The organism is Solibacillus sp. FSL W8-0372 (genome assembly GCF_037969735.1).
Classification (GTDB): Bacteria; Bacillota; Bacilli; order Bacillales_A; family Planococcaceae; genus Solibacillus; species Solibacillus faecavium.
The window spans coordinates 188,618-207,500 of record NZ_CP150204.1 but is presented as its reverse complement, the minus strand read 5'-3'; the positions used below and the strand labels follow the sequence as shown (position 1 = coordinate 207,500).

The window sequence follows — 18,883 nt, the reverse complement described above, 5'->3', positions numbered from 1 at the left end:
GCTTAAATGCCCCAAAATTTGAATGGATTGTTGATCGACTCCTAGCTCTTCATGCGTTTCACGAAGCGCAGCAGCAAGAGGAGATGCATCTGTCTCATCAATTTTCCCTCCAGGAAAACTAATATCCCCAGGTTGTTTTCGCATGGTTAGCGCGCGCACCTCAAATAACACATGCCACTCCCCTTCTTTTTCAACAAGAGGAATCAGTATTGCTGATCGAAAAGCCGTTTCCTCCCCTAAAAATAAGGGTTGTGGTTTTGCCAGTTGTCCCTTCAAATGATTTATTTTCATCGCATTCTCCACCTTATAACAAAAAATAATTACCTTTATCGTATCATGAAAGTTTCACCTTGGTGAAATGTAAAATTGTAGGTAACACCTCTCACCTTCCTGCTGCATACGATACTACAACACTATTTTAAGAAAAGGATGACCAGATGAAATGGCTACGAACGGCCCTTTTTGCGGGGCTTTTATTGTTATTGGCAGGATGTGGACAAAAGGATTTACAGGAGGTCAAAGTCGGTGAAGTAACTCGTTCCATTTTTTACGCCCCTCTTTATGCGGCGATTGAAGAAGGCTTTTTTGAAGAGGAAGGATTGTCTATAAAACTTTCTACGATTCCAGGTGGAGATAAAACGATGACAGCCCTTTTATCCGATGGGATTGATGTTGCCTTAATCGGGGCAGAAACATCTATTTATGTTGCGGGTCAAAACCCTAATGATGCTGTCATCAATTTTGCGCAGCTTACGCAAACAGATGGTACGTTTTTAGTCGCGCGTGATAAAGATGTTGACTTTAGCTGGGATAAATTAAATGGAAGTACATTTTTAGGTCAACGTGTTGGCGGCATGCCTCAAATGGCTGGAGAATTTGTTCTGAAGCAGCAGGGTATTGATCCACAAAATGATTTAACGCTAATACAAAATATTGATTTTGCTAATATTGCTAATGCCTTCGCTTCCGGTACGGGTGACTACGTACAGCTTTTTGAGCCAACTGCAAGTATTTTTGAAGAGCAAGGTCTTGGAAAGATTGTCGCTTCTTTCGGTGAAGAACTTGGTGCAATTCCATACACAGTGTTTATGACAAAGGAAAGCACTTTCGAAGAGAAAGAGTTAGTGGAAAGCTTCACTACAGCTTTATATAAAGCACAAAAATGGGTGTACAGTGCATCGAGCGAGGAAGTAGCAAAAGCTATTGCTCCATATTTCGAGGATACAAAGCCAGAAATTATTGAGCAGGTGGTAACACGTTACCGCGACCAGGAATCCTTTGCGAAAGATCCAATCATCGATGAAAAGGAATTCCAAAATTTACTTGATGTAATGACGGAGGCTGGGGTATTGGAATTTGAACCTTCCTATGAGGACCTAGTAAACCGGTCATTTGCTGATGCGGTTGTGAAGTAAATGACATTTTTAGAAGTGAAAAATGTGACTCATCACTTTTTTAAGGAGCAACAAGTATCAACAGCCATTGAAAATGTAAACTTTTCAGTTGCAGCAGGTGAGTTTGTCTCCTTTTTAGGTCCTAGCGGTTGCGGGAAATCGACACTTCTTTCTTTACTTGCAGGATTACTAACCCCAACGACCGGGGAGATTGCGTTTGCTGACCGAGACGTAGAAATTGGCTATATGCTTCAGCAGGATTTTTTATTTCCGTGGAAAACAATTGAAGAGAATGTGGCACTCGGTTTAACACTTTTAAAAAGGGAAAACCGTGAAATAGTGGATGAGCTTTTGGAGCAATTCGAATTAGCCCATACTAAAAAACTATATCCGCCACAACTATCCGGGGGGATGCGCCAACGTATTGCACTTGCACGTACACTTGCCGTCAAACCGACACTGCTTCTTCTGGATGAACCATTTTCCGCGCTTGATTTCCGATCAAAACTGTCATTGGAAAACTTTGTGTCGGAGACGTTAAAGCAGTTTTCCACAACGACCATTTTAGTAACCCATGATATTAGTGAGGCTATTGCGATGAGCGATAAAGTATTTATCTTCAGCACACGGCCAGGTACTATTGTAAAAAGCTTTATCATCCCGCAGGAAATTCGAGAACTTCCACCATTTGATGCACGGAATGCTCCTGCTTTTCAAGTACTATTCCAGGAAATATGGAAGGAGCTTGATACAGGTGAATATTGAACAGTTACAGCAGCAATATAATGAGAAGCGACGTCAAGAAAAGCGTAAAATATTCGCTTTTCAATTTGTTATCCTTATTGGTCTTCTTCTATTATGGGAAGTTACTACACATTTCCGGATACTGGATCCGCTAATTTTCAGTAGTCCTCGTGCAGTTGGGAGCATGTTCATCGCGAAAGTAAGTGATGGGTCATTGTTTCCCCATATTGCGATAACCATGTTTGAGACAGTTGTCGGCTTTATACTAGGGACATTATTCGGAACATTGCTCGCGATCTCTTTGTGGTCATCGAAAACCTTTGCCGATGTGATGGACCCCTATCTTGTCGTATTGAATGCGATGCCTAAAGTAGCGATTGGACCGATTATTCTCGTGATTTTTGGACCGAATATGCTGGCAGTACTTGTAATGGGCGTGCTGATTTCGGTTATTATTTCGACCCTTGTTATTTTTTCCGCATTTCAGCAAGTCAATGAAAACTATGTAAAGGTCATGCAGCTTTTTGGCGCTTCTAAATACGAAACATTTCGTCATGTTATTTTGCCTGCCTCTACTCCGACGATCATTTCAACATTAAAGGTAAATGTCGGCCTATCCTGGGTGGGGGTTATTGTAGGAGAGTTTTTAGTATCATCCAGCGGTCTAGGTTATTTGATTATTTCAGGCTTCCAGGTGTTTAACTTTACGTTAGTATTCTTGGCACTTTTAATCATTATCGTATTGGCTACTATTATGTATAAAGGCGTGGAAATGATTGAACGGAAGGTACTAGAAAAACAGTGATTAATGAGATGAAAAGACCTCTAAGGAAAACTGAAAACATCCATTTCTCCTCTTTGAAAGAAATGGATGTTTTTTGCTAATAGAAGTGACCCACTTACCTGCCTTCCCCTTAATGAACCGATTCTCCATTAGCATCATAGTACCCTCTAGAATAGGAGCTTAAATCTTTCGGGGTTTTAAAATAAATTATTGTAGGTTTTTGCTCTTTTAATGTAGCCTCCGCCAAATAATTCTGTTCATTTTCAATACGGATTTTTTCTACATGATGACCTGCTTTAAAGGCCATTACATTAATAGGATTCGTTTCAACAATCGCTACCTTACTGAAATTAAAACCTGAATGCCATGTCATACCTTGATTTATATATCGGCCATTATCATAATCGAATTCTGCCAGCACAGTCATGCCATCCTCAAAAGAAACAAGCGCTGTTCTAGTTTTATGAATCGAGGCGGCATATTGAAGTTCCGGCTGTCCAGCCACTTTTACATTCACTTTTTCTAATTCACGCTCCACAGCTTCCACCAATGTCTTTTCATCATAGGCGCTCACATCTTTGAAAGGTTGCCAAAACGGTTGTGAAAAGGATACGAAGGCTAACAAAATGACAAAGGCTGCGATAATAAAGTGTTTGTATTTTATTAAATAAATGATAGCCGCCAATAACAAAGCTAAAATGACTACATACGATACCCATCTTTTCGTATCAAACGAAGTATAATTCCATTGCCGCTGCTTTTCATCCGTTACTTTCATATAGGGGATTTCAACATGCAGCTTTAGCTGTGAGATTAGTGCCGGCGCCTGCTCTACAAGCTGGTCGATTGATTGGACCGGCTTGATTTCCACCTGTACATTATTGTGCCAGATTGCCTCCTGTACATAATGCAACAGCTCGCTTAATACATAGCGATCGCTTTGGGGCAGCGTCGAATCGCTATAAAACCGGCCGCTATTCTGTTCAAGCGCGAGTCGCATTAAATAGGCATCCCCATTATGAAACGGATCTTTCTGTTTTCCAAACTCCACCTGTAACTTTGGTGCTTCATTATTAAAATAATCTACAATCGCTTCGTCTACAGGTCCAAACATTGCATCAGCAGCTATCGTTTGCGGTGTCTTTTTTTCTGTATTCGTAAAGAATAAGAACAATGCCATTGCACATATGCAAATAGCTGCGATTTGCGGAATGAAGTTTCGTTTTTTACGAGGCTTCCTACTTAAAATTTGTTGCTTTGCATGTTGTGATAACTTTTTTCCTTCTAACTCATCTGTCAGTGCTTTAGTAATTGAATTCATCCAGTACACCGCCTTTCTTTAATAATTGTCCAAGCTGTTGTCTTCCGCGCCTCAGTCTTGTTTTCACTGTATTTTCGGAACAGCCGAAGAGATCGGCAATTTGCGCGGTCGTCCAGTCAAAGTAATGATAAAATACGAGCACTTCCCGATACTTAACAGGGAGTTTTTCAATTTCTTTATACACCCGCTTCGATTCATCCTTTCGTTCTACTTGTAAGGCGACATCCTCTCTGGCAATTAACTTTTGACCAAGCTCGATCAGCTGCGTTTGCTTATGCCGCCAACTCGTCAAATATGATTTGCACCGATTGACAGCGATTCGGTATAAATACGTTCTTACATCCGCTTCATGACGGAACTGCTCCTGCGCTCTGTAAAATCGTAAAAATGTGTCTTGTGTCAGATCCTCCGCCATTTGCCAGTCTTTTGTATATGTATAACAAAGGCGCAATATAAAGTCGCCATGTGTATGTAAAATATCTTCAAATGTTTGCGAATTCATAGCTGCCTCCTTTCCCGATTAACCGTTAGACCTGTGTAATTTAAAAATAGTTTCACTAAAATGAAAAAAGTACCCTTTTTACGAGGGCACTTCTTTAGGAGATTCAGTCCCTCTTTAAAAATAGAAGGAGGAATTACCCTTATTATGAAAATTAATCAAAAAACCGCCAGAATAAGCGGAGAGATTCCGCTTATCATACTAAAAAAGCAGGGTAATGATTATTTTTTTGATGAATAAGCGGAAAATCTCCCTTTATTTTCTGTAAAAACAGGTTCAATCCGCAAATAACGGTAAAACCTCCGCTTATTCATTGGCAAAAATTTCGGAAGGCATTTCTAATAACATCCTCCTTTAACCTTTCCCTAAATAAATAAACTTACGAAGCAACCATTCGACCGGTCCTATCGAAAAGCGTTTTGCATAGAGAGTGGAGGCGAAAAGTTGAATTGCATAAAACGCAAAGGCAAGAACCAATCCAATTGCGACGCCCAGCTCCCCGAAGAAGCCTAATCCATAGCCATAGAAAACCGTTGTAAAAATGAGCGACTGCGATAAGTAATTCGTTAACGATAAACGGCCAACGCTTGCAAATGCTTTAGATAACTTACTTTCATGATTGGCTAAATAAAGGAGCGTAAAGAGCGCCATATAACCAATTGCCAGCATATATGTCCCTGCGCCATACAGCAACTTTCCGGCAAAGTGGTCCCAATATAACAACGCTTTACACGCTAAACCAATTGGAACGAGTAATGCCAAGCGTTTTAGTAATGATGTTTTCCCACTAATATTCGCAAAGAAGTCTGTTTTGGCTGCAGCCATTCCTAATAATACGAATGGGCCAATGACGAAAAAGGATATAAGTGCGATAAATCCAACGGCAATTGTTAAAACTAATAATCCAAAGACAGCTGGAATATCCTCTGTAATTCCGATACGTTGTTGTACAACTTCCCAATAGGTACCGCTTGCTAAAACAGCTATAGTTTTCTCAGATTCCGCAAGGGTCAGGAAATCTGTTTTCACTAAGAATAACGGCATCATCAGTAAGGCCAAGATTGTTGCCCATATAAGCATCGTTTTTACTTTACGTTTAATAAATAACATGATGATGCCAAGGCCTGCTCCATAGGTAAATAAAATATCGCCATCCCATATAAGACTAATATGTAAGACGCCTAAAATCATTAAACCAATGGCACGCCTCCATAATGGCCCTCTTGTTTTTAAATCCCGATTTGCCAACGCTCGAATAAATAAAATAATGCCGTAGCCAAACAAAAATCCAAATATCGGATAAAATGAAGCTTCTACAAATATTTTGGTAAAATAAAATGCCCCTTTATCCCACCAGGTTATCGGATCTATTGTATTTTGCGTTATATCACCGTATTGAAAATACAACATATTCGCAATGAGTATTCCTAATAGCGAAAACCCTCTTAAGGCGTCAATAGCTTCAATTCTTTTCTTCATTGTGCACCCCCCTCATTGTTTTACGGGTGTTGTACAAAAAAGTTTCAGAATTATTTGCTTGCTATAGTTATAGACAAGCGATCATCGCCTTTAATCCCCTATCCAAAAACGGTATCCCTTCTTCACGGCCTTCGAGCATAATGGAGAAAATGTAATCATGACCACTCTTCCCTGTTACATAACCGGATAAAGTGTTTACTTCATGGATATATCCTGTTTTGGCGAATATCGTATTTTGTAATTCCGGCTCCAAAAAACGTTCCTTTAAAGTACCGCCGATGAGACGATTCGTATTTCCTGCAACTGGTAGTGAAGCGAAAAACTGTGGGAAGTATGGCTCTTTTTGAAGCTTAAACAAAAGCTGTGAAATCCCATTGGAATGAATGCGGATGCCATGCGAAAGCCCTGATCCATCAACAAACTGCCATGCTGCAAAATCATTTTCATGCTTTTCCAAGTAGGCTTGTACAACTTGAAGACCATGCTCGTAATCCCCAACTCCGTACTGAATTTTCCCCATTGTCTTCACAAAAATATCCGCCATACTATTGTTACTGAGCTTCATAAAAATAGAGAACATCTCCTCAAGCGTTTGAGATTCGTGCGTATAAATGAGTTTCGCTTCCTGTGGAATAATGCCTTTTTCGATCTTATACGGGTCAATGAAATTAATGCCTGCCTGTTCACACAATACATTAAAAAATTGCAATGTATTCATTGTCGGATCCTGAAGAGACACCCATACTTTTGTAGTTTCCCCTTCAGGAATTTTACCTGTAATTTTGATTTGATCTGTATTATTAATGCGACGAATTTCAAGCGTATTTTCTCTATCATTTACTACTGTGAGTGCCTCATTAAAAATCTGCATCCCGCTCAAATGGGGAATGACTACATAGTGCGGCTGTTCGCCTATGTTACGCGCAGTCACTTCTACAATAATCGTACTTGCATCAAAATCATCGTTCGGTGACATCGTAATTGGTGAAATCCGTGCTCCGTAATAGTGTGTCTCTCCCTCCTCGTCAACACCCGGCGGCAACGTATCTCCTGCGAAATATGTATCGTCTCCGATTATCATCCCCGTTATCTTTTGTATGCCTTGTTCGGACAGCTTTTGTGCAAAAAGCTTAAGTGTTGCTTCATTTATTGTAGGGTCACCGTAGCCTTTTATGTAAACATCCCCGTACAATGTGTCATCTTCAATTTGCCCGTCCATATAAAGTTCTGTTTTGAAACGAAAATCCAATCCTAGCTCCGATAACGCAGCTGCCCCAGTAATGATTTTCATATTGGAAGCCGGACGCATTAAATGCTCCCCGCGATAAGAATATAATATTTCCCCCGAAGCTCGATCTCTCAATGTAACGGTTGCTTTGTCACTTCCTAAAAGAGTTTCCACAATAGTATCTAGCGTAGCAATAGTATTTTCATTTAAAGCTATCTCCCTAACTTCTTCCATAAAGCTCCCCCTTTAAATTGTTAGAATTTACTGTAAATTTAGTGTAACAGAAATTTTTAGGGATGGTATAAGGAAATAAAGATGGGCTTGCTGTTTAATTCAATCTATAGAAAAGCCGCACTCATACGGTCTCCCGTGAAAGTGCGGCGGATCTTAACTCATCAAAAAATCTATATTTTTTTATTATATGCCTTTATAGCTTCTTCCACTTGTTCAAGTTCCGTTTTTAACGTATACACATGGATGCCTGATTTACCAAGTACTGTTATTATCCTACCGAATGCTTCAACAGGATTTTTCTTTACTGTTTTTCGAATTGCCATCAGTTCACGGCTAACGTTTTCCAGAAGTTGAATTCGGTTATTATGCTGTAAGCCAAGCGCTTGGCTTACAGATGACGGTAGTTTATGAACGAGTACTTTCCATTTTGACTGTTTAATCCCTTCTTTTAAATAGAGGATACTGATCATTTCGTCAATTAGCTGAATCAAAGCTTGAACTAATCGTTCCTCTTCCGGCTTCGCGAACTGCCTTTTAATGACCGACGATAATTTTCCGCCTTGTGCCAGGCCAACGTAGGCACCGACTACCGGAAACACGATTGCACCTGCGCCAGGCATCAGTACAGCGCCAACTGAGCCGAGCACTACTTTACCGGTTGCTGCTAAAGCGGTTCTGCTTACCGTATCTGTTGCTACGTTTCGGACAAACGTGGAAGTTAAAATTTCACTTTGGCGTAAACGTTTTGCATTTGAAAAGGCACTCACACCGGCTGTAATCCACGGAATTTCAAAATCGAGTAAATCTTCCGAATGATGGATTGTCGTTTTTGTATCGGTAATTACTTGTTCACGGCTAACTGAGGAGGTCATTACCATCGGATTGTGCTCGTAATACGGACCAAGCTCGGCATTTACAATTACCGGCGTCTCCGGATATTTAGCCAAATGATCTTCTACTACTTGTTTATTTGCAGCACACTTCACCTGGAATGGTTGACCATCTACAAGCAAGTCCCACCCGGCCTGATTTGATGTTTCCGGAAATTGAACATCATGACCGGCAGCCGCTAATTCCTGAGCCATCATTTGTTCCGCTACATATCCTTGAAGCTGCGCCATATCGCCTGTTGCTGTCGCTGTATCGATCGTTGAAGCAAATTGAGAAAGAGAAAAAAGGTTCGATAAATCATCTGCTCGAGCAAAGTCAATTCCGTCGACCACAGTTGGGTCAATCATCATATAGTCATACAAAAATTCGCCTGCACTTACCGAAGCAATGACCATCGTTTGTGAAGGCGATTTGAATAATGCCGCTCCTTTTCGCTTTGGTGCTTCGTGCAGCTTGCAGTTTAGCGCTTCTTCAAATAGCCCTTCCCGCCAATAATGCCAAAATTGTTCATTTTTAATCATCCTGTCTGCCCCTTCACACTATATGTTCCAAGCCGTACCACTTTTTTTGATGCTTTTTACATTCACCCTTTAACTGTTGAATTTGACGTTCCGTTGTGGAAATAGCGTCCTTTGTTTGTTGAATGCTAGTCCGTGTTATTTGAATTTCTTTTTGTAGTTGATCCAATTCAAATTGATACTCTTCTGCAGTAATGCACTGCGCTTTCAGTTGCTGTGGTTTCATTTTGACCACTTCTTCTATACGTAGCTGTTCTTTTAGCCTGTATTTCTCATTAAGCTCTTTTAGTTGAGAGGTAATGCTTTGATTGGCAAATGTATTTTTCACCGTGTTCCACAAACCTGCTTGCTTACGATTTGCTTCGATTTCATTTCGCTTTTTGTTCATCGTTTGCAGGATGTTTGCCATCTCACCCGTTAGCTGTATATAGGCAGGAGATTTTTCATGCACCGCAATAAGGTCACTACACTTTTCGATAGCGGCCAGTTTATTAGTTAACATAGCTTGTTTTTTAGCATGTTGATCGGTTTGCAGCCTCATTTGTTCTTTAAATACGTCTTTTTTTGCCTGCTGTTGCTGTTGGGTCATTTCATATGTAGCAATTTCCTGTAAAATTTTCTGTTGCTTGTCGTAGAGCTTTTGCCATTCTTGTATAAAACGCTCCACTTGAACAGGTTGCTTTTCTTCAATGACGGCAGGCAATAATAGTTGAACGATGCCAATCGGAATAAATGCTTTTCGAACTTTTTTGTTTTGATAATTAATTAGAGCTCCCCCACCAACAGCAATGAGCGCTAAACCAACAGGACCCGTTAAAATAGAAAGCGCTGATGTCGCAAACATATAGGCACCAAAAGGCAATGTTACACCGAGCAAACCTGCTGTCGCTGCAATAGTAGAAGTTAAGGTTGTAAATGCCGCAAAGCCCGCTACCTCGACAATGATCGCCATTAATACGGCTGTCCCTTGTGTAGCAATCAACTGTTGAATTGTTGAATTAGTCAGCTCATCAATATTGAGCTTTTCTTTAATTTGCCGCTGCTTTTCCAGTGGCAGCGACTGGATGTATGCTTCAATTTGCTGTATTAAATTTTCAGTTGTTTCATCATCTAAATCTGCTCGCCCTTGATCAAATGATTCGAAGATCTTTTGCATTTGATATAACACGAGCGAAACAGATGGCTGTTCGTCCCTTTTTTCAGCAAACTGCTTATATTGTTTATCTTGCTTTAATTGAAGAGCGTGGGCTTTTTCAACGATTTGTGTACAGGCATATTCGATTTCCGTCAATAAATTGTAATGCGCCCCTTTAATTTCGAGCTGCTCAAGCATGTATAAAAACAGTTGTAGCTGTAATTGCTCATCTGGATATTGATGTAATCTCTTTATTTCTTCTTGTAAATTTTGCTCAAAGTGATTTAAATCTTTCGTCATGACATCCTTCGCCTTTGCTAACAGTAAGTCATATAATTTTGTTTCCATTACAAGCGCATAGACAAGGCGTAAATCATCACCAGTCGCATTTAGCAACCCTTGTGCCAATCGTTTACCATCCAATTTAAAACACTCCTTTTAACCCTATATTTTACCATAATACGTCATTATCGTTAGACCATATTAATACATCTAAATGTGTGTTCAAATAATTTATCGGCATTTCTCATAAGCGTATGATATTTTTTCGCAAAATCATTTAAGTATCTAACTCTTGAGAGACATGTCATGAAAATCCTACTAATTTCGACAAAATATTTAATTTTTCTGAATTTTATGTTGACTTTTTATATGAAAATATTTAAAGTATTACTAAGTTAAAGTGTATTAATCTTATAGGGATTGTGGATTTCCATTCATTACATGATTAGGTTAGAAAGATAGCCATCATTTTTGAACTAAAACCAACTAAATCAATACGTTTAGAAATAATTCCACTTTAGATTGTAGAGGAGAAGATATATATGGCATTACAGTTCGATCATTTTGTTCATTTAACACCTGACCCAACAAAGGCAGCGGAGGCATTTCAAAAGTTAGGCCTACACGCTGTTCAAGGAGGGCGTCATGAAAATTTAGGCACTTACAACACACTTAGCTACTTTGATTTAAATTATGTCGAGTTAATCGGCATCTTTGATGAAGCGCTTGTAAAAGAAGCTGGCAGCGTAAAATACAGCCTACGTGATACATTCATCGAAAATAATTTACAATCTGGTCCACAGCGTATTGCGCTTCGTTCAGATAATTTACAGGAGCTGGCAGAACATTTTAAAGCACAAGGGCTCGAAGTAAATGGTCCGACTGATTTCAGTCGTACTCGCCCCGATGGCACATTGGTAACTTGGAAATTATTATTCGCAGGCAAACCAGATGAATCTTTACATTTACCTTTCTTTATTGAGTGGGATGAAAAGGATCATGAGCGACGTGAAGATTTAACAGCACGCGGAGTGATTGCGCCCCATGAACTAGGTGATATTCAAGTAGACGGGGCAGCATTCACTGTCCGTAATGTTGAAGAGACTGCAGCACTTTGGTCAACGTTATTGCAGCTTGAAAAAGGCGCAAGTTATATCGATGAAGAATGGAATTCAAAAGTACAACGTCTATCATTGCAAGGTGGCGATATTGTACTGTATGAGCCACTTGGAGAAGGTGTAGTTGCAGACATACTGGAAGCCGGTGGTGAAAGACTTTTCGCGCTTCAATTTAAAGGAGCTTCACAAAAGATAGAAGAAATTACAAATGCAATTTATCGATTTGTTTAAAAATGGAGGATAAATAATGAAAAAGCTATTATCAGTATTTGGTTTATTTTTAGTATTAGCAGTGTTAACTGCATGCTCATCCGATGAAAAGGACGGCGCATCAACAGGCAACGCACAAGGGAAAGAGTTAAAGACAATTAATATCGGCTATCAAAAAGGCAATACATTACACATTTTAAAAGAGTCAGGTATTTTAGATGAAGCTGCTAAAGAAAAAGATTTAGAGATTAAATGGGAATTGTTCACACACGGTAATACATTAATGGAGGGCATTTATGCAGGGGCAATTCATTTCGGTCACGCTGCTGATGGCCCTGGTATTTTCGCTCAAGCTTCTAATAAGCCTTTCTACTATGTAGGGGCAGATAATCCAAATCCAGAAGGTGTTGGGATTGTCGTATTAAAAAAATCAGGCATTACAAAGCTTGAAGATTTAAAAGGGAAAAAAGTTGGCGCTTTAAAAGGTGGTAACCACCATTATTCTACAGTACTTGCTCTAGAGTCAGTCGGTTTAACAGTAGATGATGTTGAGTGGGTATATCCAGAGGATGCAGCACAAGGGCGTGCATTATTTGAAACAGGGCAAATCGATGCTTTAGCTTCTTATGATCCATTCTTTGCATCGGCAGAACTTGAAACAGATTCTATCACATTAGTAAACGGGGATATCGACGGCTACCCGAATCGTACATTCTATTTTGCAACAGAAACATTTGTTGATAATAATCCAGAGCTAGTCGAGTTCATTTTAGAAAAAATTGATGAGTCCGATAAATGGGCGAACGAAAATCGTGAGGAAGTAATCGCGATTATGTCTGAAGCACTTGGCATTAAAGAAGAGGTTATTAGTAAGCAAATTAACCGTCGTACATTCGGTGCATCTGAAATTACAGACGAAATTATTGAAACACAGCAAAAACAAGCGGATAAATACTTCGAACTGAAATTAATTCCAGTAGAAGTTACTATCCAAGACAAAGTTTGGACTAAATAGGAAGTTGAGTAAGCGAGTGCGATCATGCTCTCGCTTACTTTATATAGGAGGTTAAATAGTATGAAACTAGATTTTCGTCCATGGGTTATTCCTGTGGTGCTCGTCGTGGTTTGGGAAATCATTGTACGTTTGGAAGTAATATCAGCATCATTATTCCCATCCCCTCTGACAATCGTTGAAACGGGTTGGAATTTGCTAGTAAATGGCGACTTAATGACCCACATTGGCGTAAGCTTATGGCGCGCATTAACGGGGATGTTAATCGGTGGTGTCATTGGCTTTGTATTAGGTGTATTAAATGGTTTATCAAAAAAATCCTACATTTATTTAGATACAACGATCCAAATGATTCGGAATATCCCTCACTTGGCGCTTATTCCACTTGTGATCGTATGGATTGGTATCGGAGAAGATGCAAAAATTTTCTTGGTTGCATTAGGGGTGCTCTTCCCTATTTACGTAAATACATTCCACGGTATTCGCAATGTGGATCCGAACTTAGTAGAAATGGGTCGTATGTACAACTTAAAGGGTTGGAGCCTATTCAAAGATGTATTGCTGCCAGGCGCTCTGCCATCTATTTTTGTCGGTTTACGATATGCGCTAGGTGTTATGTGGCTGACTTTAATCATCGCTGAAACAATCCCGACTAATGAAGGATTAGGCTATTTGGCGACAAACGCTCGTGAGTTCATGCAGACAGATGTCATTATTTTAAGCATTATCATTTATGCATTGCTTGGTAAGCTAGCCGATTTGATTGCACAGTTTGGTGAAAACCGCGCATTAAAGTGGAATGCAAGCTATACGAAATAAGGAGGTCATTTAGCATGAAACCGGAAGCAATTCAAATTGATATTAAAAACTTAAAAAAGTCATTCGGACCTAAAGAAATTTTACATGATATCTCCATCTCTTTTGATAAAGGTGAATTCACTGCCATTATCGGTAAAAGTGGTAGTGGAAAGAGTACCCTACTGCGCCTTGTAGCAAGCCTTGAGGAAATTACTGCCGGCGAACTATTATTCGATGGCGTCCCTGCTACGAAATCGGAAGCTAATGTGAAAATGATGTATCAAGATTCGCGTTTACTTCCTTGGAAGAAAGTTATAGACAATGTCGGTTTAGGATTGACAGGAGATTGGAAAGCAAAGGCCGAAGAAGCTTTAAATAAGGTTGGATTATTACCTTTAAAAGATGAGTGGCCATCTACACTCTCTGGTGGTCAAAAGCAACGTGTTGCATTGGCGAGAGCCTTAATCCATGAACCATCATTGTTGATGCTAGATGAACCATTAAGTGCTCTTGATGCCTTAACTCGGATTGAAATGCAAAATCTAATCGAAAATATTTGGGAAAAAAATAACTTCACGGCATTGCTTGTAACCCATGATGTCGGTGAAGCGGTTCGATTAGCTGATCGAATCATTCTAATAGAAGATGGTCATATTGCTTTTGATGAAAAGGTGGATGCACCACGCCCGCGTAAATTAACAAATCCGGCACTCATCGAGCTTGAGGAGAAAATTTTAAATCGTCTGATGCACGGTGAAGAAGAGCCATTACAGGTTTCAGAGGCCAATCAGGAGAAAAATCTAAAGGCTGTATTGAGTAATTAAAAGTTAAGGGGCTTATCCAGAATATATTTCCGGATAGCCCCTTCTTTCTTATTATGCTCGGAGCTACTTAAATGACAGCATTTTTTAGCTCGTTCTCGATTACCTCTACTAATTCCTCTGCAAAAATCTCACGTGGGTATTGATATTCGTGTTCATTGATAAAGACCGTTGGGACCATTTTTACATTACGTTCAATCGCTTCAGCTGTAATCAGTAAGCTACGGTCGATATTAGCAGGCTCTTCTTTTAAGTCATATTTTTCTTCAATATATTTCTTTATTTCAAAACTCGAATACTTATCCCATGTTGCTTGATTTTTAAATAATTCACTTATCATTTCCAATGTTCTTTCCGGATTGGTGTAATCTAGATTGGCATTAATAAGCGTTCCAGGCAGCAGCATTTCACGAGGCTTATCATAGTGCTTCACAACTAAAGCCACTTTACCTTCTGTAAAATACTTAGGAAGTGTATGATCAACTAATTCATAGAAAGTAGCACAATATGGACATGCATAATTTAAAAATACTTCCATTTTAACAGGTGCATTCACATCACCAATTACTAAATAATCGTTTTTGATTCCTAACATAATGATTACCCCACTATTTTCTATTTATTTTAAATTTTCTATTATTTTATTCTATACTATTACTATAGGAATTGTAAAATATTTTCTATGATTAAAAGAAAAACCAACTCTACATAGATCCGTAGAATTGGTTTTTCGTATGATTAAGAAATCAATTTCAACGCAATGACACTCCCGATAATTAAAGTGATCGCTGTAATTCTCAGGGCATTTTTCGGTTCTTTAAATAGTACAATTCCTAAAATTGCACCCCCTGCTGCACCTATTCCTGTCCAAATTGCATAGGCTAATCCCATTGGCAATACTTTCATAGCAAGGCTTAGAAAAAAGAAGCTTGCAGAAAAGCCCACAATAAGCAGCACAAACGAAAGGATATCCTTACGCTGCTGTAGCCTGCCCATAAATCCAACAGAAACCATTTCAAATAATCCCGCTAAAATTAAATAAATCCAAGCCATTACTGCTCACCTCCCGTACCGCTGTCATCCGGTGTAGCAAGCTTTAACATGATGACACCTGCTAATAATGTAAAAATAAATAGGATTTTCAACGGCTCAACCGGGCTGCCGAATAATACCATATCGCTGATGACTGTACCGAATGTACCGAGTCCAACGAATACCGCGTATACGGTTCCGACTGGTAGTACCCCACTCGCGTAAATCAATATTCCGAAGCTCACAATAATGGCAATCACTGTTCCAAACCATTCCAAAGGGGTTGCGGCATGCTTTAAGCCGATTACCCAACCGACTTCAAATACCGCAGCGACGACAACCAATAACCAATATTTCACTTTCCTCATCTCCTCTACATCTTGTGTTGGTTTCATTTCACCCTGTGCTTTTTCAAAATAAAAAAGCCAGGAGGAATGTTCATCAACATATCTCCCAGGCTTTTATCCTTCCGTGACGCAAAAAAATCGCGCACCTTCTCTCGGACCAGACTATGCCTGCGCATACGGAACCCTAGAAGGCGTATTTGTATTAAGTTAACGTAATTATTTCACATTTCAGCAGCTCATTCAAGTATCGGGGGTTATGACATAAGTGACAAATAATTATTGAACATTGAACTTTCCATTCTCCTTAAAACCCTTTGAATTAGCTGGTTAATCCTAACTCATTAATGATTTTATCTATACGCTAACCACATGAAAGCCTGTCAAAACGTATTGCATAATGTTTATTAATTTTCCACAGGGGTATTTTTACACTGTGCAAGAAACTAAGGAGAGGATGATAAACATGGCAAAACATATTGTAGGTTATTATGATACTGAAGAAGAGGCAATCATGAAAATTGAAGATTTAAAACGTCAAGGCTATCGTTCAGAAGATATTTCAGTTGTAAGTAAAAATAGTTCAAATGTAGATACAATTTCAGATGAAACAGGTGCTGTTGCAGAAGGAGCTGCTACAGGAGCAGCTGCCGGCGGAGTAGTAGGCGGCGTTGGCGGCGTACTTGCTGGACTTGGCGCATTAGCAATACCAGGAATTGGACCAATCGTGGCAGCAGGTCCGATTGTAGCCGGTTTAACAGGAGCAGCTGCTGGTGCAGGTGTCGGTGGTTTAGCTGGAGCTCTTATTGGCATGGGGATTCCAGAAGATGAAGCAAATCGTTATAGCGATTATGTAGAATCCGGCAAAATTTTAGTTATTGTAGACGAAGATTTACGAGGCCCGATTTTATAATTAATTATTACTGAAAATATACAGCCGAGGGGATGAAAGATATGGCAAAGCATACTGTAGGATATTATGATACAGAACAAGAGGCAGTCGCCGCAATCGAGGATTTAAAAAGACAAGGTTACCGCTCGGAGGATATTTCAATTATTAGTAAAAGCAAAACTAATATAGATAACGTTTCTACTGAGACAGGTGCTGATGTTGCAGGCGGTGCCGCTGCAGGTCTAGCTACTGGCGGGGCTTTAGGTGGCATTGGTGGTATTCTTTTAGGACTTGGAGCTCTGGCCATTCCAGGAGTAGGTCCTATCGTAGCTGCTGGACCAATCGCTACAGGGCTAACAGGATTAGCTGCTGGCGGTAGTATTGGCGGATTGGCAGGTGCCTTTGTAGGAATGGGTATTTCCGCAGAGGAAGCAGAGCGTTATGATGAGGAATTTAAAGCTGGCAAGATTTTAGTCATTGTGGACGAGGATACAAAAGGTCCATTAGTATAAAAAAATGTACTGAAACAAGGCTGTGTTGGAGGTCAAGTGACTTTCCGCCCAGCCTTTTCTTCAGACAAAAAATAGACGGAGAAATTCCGCTTATTTGGGAAAAAACTTTAAAAACCGGAAAAATAAAGGGAGGAATTCCGCTTATTACCCTCCAAAACAAGAAAAAATCATTTTTTTCTATGGATAAGCGGAAAAATCACCCTTATTACCCCTTAAAATAAGGGCATCCTGCAAATAACGGGAAATTCTCCGCTTATTTTTTACATATGCTAGCTAAACCCGAATTCCACTATAAAAAAACGCCACCCCTATTCATAATGAATGGCATTTGTTAAAATCTTAACCTTTACTTACTGTTGTTATAGCTGCTTTCGCTAGACGTCGATCGTTATAAGCAAGCCCTTGACTTAAAATCATAGCCCCTACCAGTTGCATTACTGTTTTCACAATTATTTGCCCCACAATTGCTGCTGGAACGGCTGCCCAAGGTATAAAACCTGCTCCTAAAGGACTTAGCCCCACAACAACGAACACGATGGAATCCAAAAATCCTCCAACAATTCCACTATAGAACACACGCCACGCCATCGGTAATTTTAAACGTGTGTAAATTTCTGTATCGGCTGTTTCAGCAACTAAAAAGGATAGTGCAGATGCAGCTACAATAATTAACGTATCTCCTAATGAGAACGATACAGTTGCAGATAAAACTAAAGCCAGTAAGATGAACCCATATGTTTTTTTACGACCAAATTTATTTTGCACTAAATCCCGGAAAATAAATGTCGCACCAATTAAAAATGAACCCATCGGTATGATAAACATGCCCAATTCAAGCGGGGCAAAACGGGCTGTGACAACGTTTGCCGTCACAATAGATACTAAATAAAATAAAATTCTTATCATAATACCCCTCCTGTTTCCTTCGAATGTAAATACGTTTCCATCCCTTGTAATCGCAGCTTACATGCCGGGCAATCCCCGCATCCATCTGCGATAATGCCGTTATAACAAGTGAGTGTTTTCTCTCTTACATACTCAAATGCGCCAAGCTCGTCGGCTAATGCCCATGTTTCGGCTTTATCAATCCACATGAGCGGTGTATGAATTACAAAGGAATTATCCATTGATAAATTCAATGTCACATTCAACGATTTTATAAAGATATCGCGACAGTCCGGATAACCGCTGAAATCCGTTTCGCATACACCTGTGACAATATGCTTCGCGCCAATTTGGCTTGCCAATACACCAGCAAATGATAAAAACAATAGATTGCGCCCTGGTACAAAGGTTGATGGCAATCCGCCCTCTTCCCCTTCTTCAACCGCAATATCATCACGTGTTAAGGCATTTGGTGCGAGCTGATTCAGTAACTCCATATTCAAAATATGGTGTCGTACATTCTGTTCTTCGGCAATCTTTTTAGCGCATTCAATTTCCAATGCATGCCGTTGTCCGTAATCAAATGTTACTACTTCCACTGCTTTGAAATTTTTCAATGCCCAAAACAGACATGTTGTACTATCCTGTCCGCCGCTAAATACGACGAGTGCTTTTTCATCCTTCATCTTTTTGCTCCTTTTAAACGAAAAAACAGCACTAAGATTATGTGCTGTTTAATCTTAGTTTTTT

21 protein-coding genes and 1 riboswitch (1 of these 22 only partly in view) are annotated in these 18,883 nt (G+C 39.7%); of the genes, 9 read left to right on the top strand and 12 right to left on the bottom strand.

What is annotated here, in order from left to right; translation table 11 throughout:
* Positions 1–291, bottom strand: the 5' end (the start) of a protein-coding gene (locus tag MKY13_RS01020) for a CoA pyrophosphatase (protein ID WP_339214770.1). Its footprint begins 324 nt before the window's first position; 291 of the gene's 615 nt are visible here — the first part of the coding sequence; it begins with the start codon at positions 289–291; its stop codon lies beyond the left edge, outside the window.
* A gap of 146 nt (positions 292–437) precedes the next feature.
* Between MKY13_RS01020 and MKY13_RS01015 the strand changes: the two genes are divergently transcribed.
* The 3 genes from MKY13_RS01015 to MKY13_RS01005 are packed head-to-tail and all read left to right on the top strand — an operon-like array spanning position 438 to position 2,943.
* Positions 438–1,415 (top strand): ABC transporter substrate-binding protein, encoded by a 978-nt coding sequence (locus MKY13_RS01015; RefSeq protein ID WP_339214769.1) that lies wholly within the window; start codon positions 438–440, stop codon positions 1,413–1,415.
* Positions 1,416–2,159 (top strand): ATP-binding cassette domain-containing protein, encoded by a 744-nt coding sequence (locus tag MKY13_RS01010; RefSeq protein WP_191701607.1) that lies wholly within the window; start codon positions 1,416–1,418, stop codon positions 2,157–2,159.
* Positions 2,095–2,943: an ABC transporter permease gene (locus MKY13_RS01005; RefSeq protein WP_339216820.1), complete on the top strand. Its 849-nt coding sequence runs from the start codon at positions 2,095–2,097 to the stop codon at positions 2,941–2,943. Before MKY13_RS01010 ends, MKY13_RS01005 begins: the two co-directional genes overlap by 65 nt.
* A 109-nt stretch (positions 2,944–3,052) precedes the next feature.
* On the opposite strand, the gene MKY13_RS01000 is transcribed toward MKY13_RS01005, so the two are convergent.
* The 6 genes from MKY13_RS01000 to MKY13_RS00975 all read right to left on the bottom strand — a co-directional run bounded on the left by MKY13_RS01000 (position 3,053) and on the right by MKY13_RS00975 (position 10,650).
* A complete protein-coding gene (locus tag MKY13_RS01000; RefSeq protein WP_339214767.1) occupies positions 3,053–4,243 on the bottom strand; it encodes a hypothetical protein in 1,191 nt (396 codons plus the stop codon).
* Positions 4,227–4,745: a sigma-70 family RNA polymerase sigma factor gene (locus tag MKY13_RS00995; protein WP_339214765.1), complete on the bottom strand. Its 519-nt coding sequence runs from the start codon at positions 4,743–4,745 to the stop codon at positions 4,227–4,229. Before MKY13_RS00995 ends, MKY13_RS01000 begins: the two co-directional genes overlap by 17 nt.
* Before the next feature lie 351 nt (positions 4,746–5,096).
* Positions 5,097–6,221, bottom strand: coding sequence for a DUF418 domain-containing protein (locus tag MKY13_RS00990; protein ID WP_339214764.1), 1,125 nt, complete (start codon positions 6,219–6,221; stop codon positions 5,097–5,099).
* 67 nt (positions 6,222–6,288) lie between these two features.
* Positions 6,289–7,683: a D-alanyl-D-alanine carboxypeptidase/D-alanyl-D-alanine-endopeptidase gene (gene dacB / locus MKY13_RS00985; RefSeq protein WP_339214762.1), complete on the bottom strand. Its 1,395-nt coding sequence runs from the start codon at positions 7,681–7,683 to the stop codon at positions 6,289–6,291.
* A gap of 170 nt (positions 7,684–7,853) precedes the next feature.
* Positions 7,854–9,095: a hypothetical protein gene (locus tag MKY13_RS00980; RefSeq protein WP_339214761.1), complete on the bottom strand. Its 1,242-nt coding sequence runs from the start codon at positions 9,093–9,095 to the stop codon at positions 7,854–7,856.
* Positions 9,096–9,108: 13 nt separating this feature from the next.
* On the bottom strand, positions 9,109–10,650 hold the full coding sequence (locus MKY13_RS00975; protein WP_191701613.1) for a hypothetical protein: 1,542 nt from the start codon (positions 10,648–10,650) through the stop codon (positions 9,109–9,111).
* A gap of 401 nt (positions 10,651–11,051) precedes the next feature.
* Here MKY13_RS00975 and MKY13_RS00970 point away from each other — a divergent pair, with 401 nt between their 5' ends.
* The 4 genes from MKY13_RS00970 to MKY13_RS00955 are packed head-to-tail and all read left to right on the top strand — an operon-like array spanning position 11,052 to position 14,471.
* Positions 11,052–11,858, top strand: a complete 807-nt coding sequence (locus tag MKY13_RS00970) for a VOC family protein (protein WP_339214758.1) — start codon at positions 11,052–11,054, stop codon at positions 11,856–11,858.
* 16 nt (positions 11,859–11,874) lie between these two features.
* On the top strand, positions 11,875–12,852 hold the full coding sequence (locus MKY13_RS00965) for an aliphatic sulfonate ABC transporter substrate-binding protein (RefSeq protein ID WP_339214756.1): 978 nt from the start codon (positions 11,875–11,877) through the stop codon (positions 12,850–12,852).
* Positions 12,853–12,912: 60 nt separating this feature from the next.
* Positions 12,913–13,668, top strand: coding sequence for an ABC transporter permease subunit (locus MKY13_RS00960; protein ID WP_191701616.1), 756 nt, complete (start codon positions 12,913–12,915; stop codon positions 13,666–13,668).
* Positions 13,669–13,682: 14 nt separating this feature from the next.
* Positions 13,683–14,471 carry an ATP-binding cassette domain-containing protein gene (locus MKY13_RS00955; RefSeq protein WP_339214754.1) on the top strand — a complete coding sequence of 263 codons (789 nt, stop codon included), beginning with the start codon at positions 13,683–13,685 and terminating at the stop codon, positions 14,469–14,471.
* A gap of 67 nt (positions 14,472–14,538) precedes the next feature.
* Here the strand turns inward: MKY13_RS00955 and MKY13_RS00950 are convergent, their stop codons facing one another.
* The 3 genes from MKY13_RS00950 to MKY13_RS00940 all read right to left on the bottom strand — a co-directional run bounded on the left by MKY13_RS00950 (position 14,539) and on the right by MKY13_RS00940 (position 15,895).
* On the bottom strand, positions 14,539–15,063 hold the full coding sequence (locus MKY13_RS00950) for a thioredoxin domain-containing protein (protein ID WP_339214752.1): 525 nt from the start codon (positions 15,061–15,063) through the stop codon (positions 14,539–14,541).
* A 143-nt stretch (positions 15,064–15,206) separates the two neighbouring features.
* Entirely contained in the window at positions 15,207–15,521 is a 315-nt protein-coding gene (locus MKY13_RS00945; RefSeq protein ID WP_191701619.1) for a multidrug efflux SMR transporter, read from the bottom strand.
* Positions 15,521–15,895 (bottom strand): multidrug efflux SMR transporter, encoded by a 375-nt coding sequence (locus tag MKY13_RS00940; protein WP_339214750.1) that lies wholly within the window; start codon positions 15,893–15,895, stop codon positions 15,521–15,523. Before MKY13_RS00940 ends, MKY13_RS00945 begins: the two co-directional genes overlap by 1 nt.
* Before the next feature lie 53 nt (positions 15,896–15,948).
* Positions 15,949–16,046, bottom strand: a riboswitch (guanidine-I (ykkC/yxkD leader).
* Positions 16,047–16,310: 264 nt separating this feature from the next.
* On the opposite strand from MKY13_RS00940, the gene MKY13_RS00935 reads away from it, so the two are divergent.
* Together MKY13_RS00935 and MKY13_RS00930 are read left to right on the top strand one after the other, a co-directional pair.
* Complete coding sequence (locus tag MKY13_RS00935) at positions 16,311–16,757, top strand: general stress protein (protein ID WP_191701620.1); 447 nt, start codon at positions 16,311–16,313, stop codon at positions 16,755–16,757.
* A gap of 41 nt (positions 16,758–16,798) precedes the next feature.
* Positions 16,799–17,248: a general stress protein gene (locus MKY13_RS00930; protein WP_191701621.1), complete on the top strand. Its 450-nt coding sequence runs from the start codon at positions 16,799–16,801 to the stop codon at positions 17,246–17,248.
* A 339-nt stretch (positions 17,249–17,587) separates the two neighbouring features.
* Here MKY13_RS00930 and MKY13_RS00925 read toward each other — a convergent pair whose 3' ends face one another.
* Together MKY13_RS00925 and queC are read right to left on the bottom strand one after the other, a co-directional pair.
* A complete protein-coding gene (locus MKY13_RS00925; protein WP_339216818.1) occupies positions 17,588–18,151 on the bottom strand; it encodes a VUT family protein in 564 nt (187 codons plus the stop codon).
* Positions 18,151–18,819, bottom strand: a complete 669-nt coding sequence (queC, locus tag MKY13_RS00920) for a 7-cyano-7-deazaguanine synthase QueC (protein ID WP_339214747.1) — start codon at positions 18,817–18,819, stop codon at positions 18,151–18,153. Before queC ends, MKY13_RS00925 begins: the two co-directional genes overlap by 1 nt.
* Between the last annotated feature and the right edge of the window lie 64 nt (positions 18,820–18,883).